The organism is Salinibacter sp., assembly GCF_036626415.1.
GTDB lineage: Bacteria > Bacteroidota > Rhodothermia > Rhodothermales > Salinibacteraceae > Salinibacter.
Window position 1 is genome coordinate 1 of record NZ_JAZKRW010000224.1, and the last position, 2,800, is coordinate 2,800.

Here is a 2,800-nt window from a genome sequence, read left to right on the forward strand (position 1 = left end):
CCCGTGCAGCCGTACGGGGTGGAGGACAACGAGCACTCCATCATCGACGTGGCGGACGTCGTGTACGTCAATCCCGTCAACACCGGCTTCTCCCGCGTGATCGACGAGGACACGGACCCGGAGCAGTTCTTCGGGGTGACCGCCGACGTGGACTACCTGGCCGACTGGATCGACACGTTCGTCTCGCGGCACAACCGCTGGCGCTCCCCGAAGTACCTGATCGGGGAAAGCTACGGCACCACCCGCGTCGCGGGCCTGGCGGGCGAGCTCCAGAACAGCCACTGGATGTACCTGAACGGCGTCGTCCTCGTCTCCCCCACCGGCCTCGGGATGGAGCCCGCCGGCCCGTCGCCCCGCTCCGAAGCGCTCAAGCTGCCCTACTACGCGGCCACGGCCTGGTACCACGAGCAACTCCCCAGCGACCTCCAGAACCGGGACCTCCAGGGTCTCCTCTCCGAGGTGGAAACCTACACGGTGGAGCAGTACATCCCGGCCGTCACCCGGGGCGGCTTCATCGACAGCACGCGGCGGCAGACGGTCGCGCAGCAGGTGGCCCGCTACGCCGGCCTCTCCGAGCAGTTTGTGCGCAACCACAACCTGGCCGTGCCCGCCGACGCCTTCTGGAAAGAGCTCCTCCAAGGCGAAGGGCACACCGTCGGTCGCCTCGACTCCCGCTACAAGGGCGTGGACGTGAAAAACGCCGGGGACGAGTACGACTATCCCGCAGAGCTGACCTCGTGGAATCATGCCTTCACCCCCGCCATCAACCACTACCTGCGCGACGGGCTGGGCTTCGAGACGGACCTGCAGTACAACACCTTCGGCAACGTCTACCCGTGGGACGACGAGGAGAACGACACGGGCGCCCAGTTGCGGTCGGCAATGGCCCAGAACCCCTTCCTCCACGTCATGGTGCAGTCCGGCTACTACGACGGGGCGACGGACTACTTCTCGGCCAAGTACGTGATGTGGAACCTCGGCACGCGCCAGACGATGCGCGACCGGCTGCGCTTCGAGGGCTACCGGAGCGGGCACATGATGTACCTGCGCGCGGAGGACCTGGCGACCTCCAACGAGGACATCCGGACGTTCATTGAGGGGTCGATCCCAGAAGACGGAATGCCTGCCCGGTACGGACCGGATCGGTAGGGGATCAGGGAGGGGAGACACGGCGCGGGGCCTCTTCTTGGGGTCCCGCGCCTCTACATCGCCGCCACCACCTTCAGCATGTCGAGCGCCGTGATCACGCCGCGGACCTCTCCGTCCGTGGTGACGAAGACCCGGTGGATGCCCCCACGGTGCATCACCTGGGCCGTTTGCTGGACGGACGTGTGCTCGTTCACGTCATAGACCTGCGGGGTCATGACGTGTTCGGCGGTCGTCTCTCCCCCTTCACTGATCTGAAGGTTCTCAAGGTCCTCGTCGGCGTAGTCGGCCTCAAGCTCCGACCGGTAATACGAGGCGGGACGATCGGAGGCCGGCTTGCCGGCCGTGCCGTTGTGCCGCGCGATGTCTGTCAGGGAGACCACGCCCACGAGCTGGTCGTCTTTCACGACGGGCGCACCGGAGATGCCATGGTCGGTCAGGAACTGGGCAACTCGTTCGACCGTCCAGTCGGCGTCGACGGTCTGCACGTCCGCTGTCATCAAGTCTTTGGCGCTGGTCCACTTCATGGGTGGCGAGTGGGACGGTTGTGGAAGAGACATTGAAGTACGAAGTGTAGGACAGTGTCTCTATTGATCACCCATGTCCGTGTTGCATAAGTCGCGTGGATCGGTGTCGAATTTTCCCAGCCCCCGCCCTCCTGTCGCTCCCGAAAACGGAACCCGACGGGGCGCCACTTCGTGGGCACAGCTACGATGATTGGGGGCCCGTAGCTCAGTTGGTTAGAGCCGCCGACTCATAATCGGCTGGTCGCAGGTTCAAGTCCTGCCGGGCCCACGTTTCTCCGTTTGGCAGGGCTCAGGGCCCCTTTGAGGCTGAACCCTCTCCCGGTGCCTCCTCTTTCGCAAGCGCGGTCGCCCATGTCCCGTTCCATCCAACAGATCACGTGGAAGCGCTCCTCGGAGACAGACTACACCGACGTGACCGGCGCAGTCGAGGCGGGCACCGTCTCCGCCACGCCCCACCCGAACCCGGACGTCGACCGGCCGAAGGGCTACACGGTGACGCTGACCCTGGCCCCCGACAGCACCGCCTTCGCCAACGACCTGCAGGAGGCGCTCCTCGACGTCGACCCTGCCCGTCTCACTGTGCACCTGGACGGAATGGACGAGCCGATCGAGGGCCTGCCGGTCAGCGTGAGCAAGGTCCCGCATCTGGGCACCCAGAACACGGCGGAGCTGGGCGTGCCGCCTGACGGCCACGACCAGCTTCACGGACACGTCTAACCCCCAGTGAGCCCCGAAAGAGAGGGCCTCACCGTAGACGCCCATCCCAATTTTCCGACCCTCTTCTCCACCCCTTTTCTTCCTATGGACATGGAACCGCCCCAAAGGTCTTCCACCGGCGACGGGTCTGCCCAACAGCCCTTCTCCTGCCCGGAGTGCGAGCGCACCGTCGGGTACGCGAACGTGCTCACCGGCGACTTCTCCTTCGAGGACGTGACGCCCAAGACCACGCGCCCCGACGGCACGCCGGAGTTTCAAGAAACCGGCATGGAAGGCGGTCCCCAGAAGGCCATCGAGCTGCGGTGCGACTTCTGTGGGGAGGAGTTCATGCTGGGGGTTGAGACCGGCGAGGGCGACTAAGTAGACACGCAAAAGACCCTTAACAACAAGTCATTCCGAGCGCAGCGAAG

General features: G+C 65.1%; 4 protein-coding genes and 1 tRNA gene. 4 read left to right on the forward strand and 1 reads right to left on the reverse strand.

What is annotated here, in order from left to right; genetic code table 11:
• The coding region (locus V5A20_RS13925; protein WP_332327635.1) for a S10 family peptidase at nucleotides 1-1,149 on the forward strand (1,149 nt) is incomplete at its 5' end.
• Between the two features lie 53 nt (nucleotides 1,150-1,202).
• Here V5A20_RS13925 and V5A20_RS13930 read toward each other — a convergent pair.
• Complete coding sequence (locus V5A20_RS13930; protein WP_332317082.1) at nucleotides 1,203-1,673, reverse strand: CBS domain-containing protein; 471 nt, start codon at nucleotides 1,671-1,673, stop codon at nucleotides 1,203-1,205.
• 194 nt (nucleotides 1,674-1,867) lie between these two features.
• On the opposite strand from V5A20_RS13930, the gene V5A20_RS13935 reads away from it, so the two are divergent.
• From V5A20_RS13935 to V5A20_RS13945, 3 genes are all read left to right on the forward strand, one after another.
• Nucleotides 1,868-1,941 (forward strand) — tRNA-Ile (locus V5A20_RS13935).
• An 83-nt stretch (nucleotides 1,942-2,024) separates the two neighbouring features.
• On the forward strand, nucleotides 2,025-2,390 hold the full coding sequence (locus V5A20_RS13940; RefSeq protein ID WP_332317083.1) for a hypothetical protein: 366 nt from the start codon (nucleotides 2,025-2,027) through the stop codon (nucleotides 2,388-2,390).
• A 90-nt stretch (nucleotides 2,391-2,480) separates the two neighbouring features.
• Entirely contained in the window at nucleotides 2,481-2,750 is a 270-nt protein-coding gene (locus V5A20_RS13945) for a hypothetical protein (RefSeq protein WP_332317084.1), read from the forward strand.
• Nucleotides 2,751-2,800 lie beyond the last annotated feature (50 nt).